General features: G+C 53.0%; 1 rRNA gene. It reads right to left on the reverse strand.

The features are described 5' to 3' along the window. Positions 1-568, reverse strand: a 23S ribosomal RNA gene (locus GV764_RS11700); the annotation flags it as partial. Between the last annotated feature and the right edge of the window lie 19 nt (positions 569-587).

Genomic DNA, 587 nt, shown 5'->3' on the forward strand with positions numbered 1-587 from the left:
AAAGGTACGCAGTCACACCCCAAAGGGTGCTCCCACTGCTTGTACGTACACGGTTTCAGGTTCTATTTCACTCCCCTCGCCGGGGTTCTTTTCGCCTTTCCCTCACGGTACTGGTTCACTATCGGTCAGTCAGGAGTATTTAGCCTTGGAGGATGGTCCCCCCGTATTCAGACAGGATGTCACGTGTCCCGCCCTACTCATCGAGTTCACAGCATATGCGCTTTCATGTACGGGACTATCACCCTGTACCGTCGGACTTTCCAGACCGTTCCACTAACACACATGCTGATTCAGACTCTGGGCTGCTCCCCGTTCGCTCGCCGCTACTGGGGGAATCTCGGTTGATTTCTTTTCCTCGGGGTACTTAGATGTTTCAGTTCCCCCGGTTCGCCTCGTTAACCTATGTATTCAGTTAACGATAGTGTGTCGAAACACACTGGGTTTCCCCATTCGGACATCGTCGGGTATAACGGTTCATATCACCTTACCGACGCTTTTCGCAGATTAGCACGTCCTTCATCGCCTCTGACTGCCAGGGCATCCACCGTGTACGCTTGGTCGCTTAACCTCACAACCCGGAGCAGTTT

Origin of the sequence: Atlantibacter hermannii, assembly GCF_009907385.1 — a bacterium.
GTDB classification, from domain to species: domain Bacteria; phylum Pseudomonadota; class Gammaproteobacteria; order Enterobacterales; family Enterobacteriaceae; genus Atlantibacter; species Atlantibacter hermannii_A.